Annotated in this window: 1 protein-coding gene; it reads right to left on the reverse strand. The window is 64.4% G+C overall.

Translation table 11 applies throughout. From position 1 onward, the window contains the following. A partial coding sequence (locus tag C7G61_RS43130; RefSeq protein ID WP_108523444.1) for a UbiA family prenyltransferase occupies positions 1-590 on the reverse strand: 590 nt, incomplete at both ends.

The raw sequence follows: 590 nt of genomic DNA on the forward strand, positions 1-590 counted from the left end.
AAGGATGGCACGCCTGCGCCTGCCAGAACCAGCGATGCGGTGATGGAAACGATGGTCAGCGCATAGCAGATGCCGACGCCGAGCTTCACGTTCTCGCCGAAGAACCGGGCCGAGGATTTGATCCCGGCAATCTCGTCGTCCTCGATGTCCTGCAGGGCATAGATCGTGTCGTAGCCCACCACCCAGGCGATGCTGCCGAGATAGAGCAAGATAGCGGCCCAGCCCAAAGATCCGAAGGCGGCCGTCCAGCCCATCAGGGCCCCCCAGGCGAAGGCGAGGCCCAGCACGATCTGCGGCATCCAGAAGAAGCGCTTCATGAAGGGGTAGAGCGCGACGATGCCTAGCGAGGCGAAGCCGGTCGCGATCGCGAAGGCATTGAACTGGAGCAGGACCAGAAGGCCGAGGATGCCCTGAAGCGCGAGAAAGGCCAGAGCCCCTTTCAGGGTGACCTGGTCCGAGGGAAGGGGGCGCTGACGGGTGCGCTCGACGCGGGTGTCGAGATCCCGGTCGACGATGTCGTTATAGGTGCAGCCCGCTCCGCGCATGGCCACGGCGCCGATCAGGAAGAGGAGGCAATGGACCGGGTTCGG

It is taken from the genome of Bradyrhizobium algeriense, assembly GCF_003062295.1.
Taxonomy (GTDB): domain Bacteria; phylum Pseudomonadota; class Alphaproteobacteria; order Rhizobiales; family Xanthobacteraceae; genus Bradyrhizobium; species Bradyrhizobium algeriense.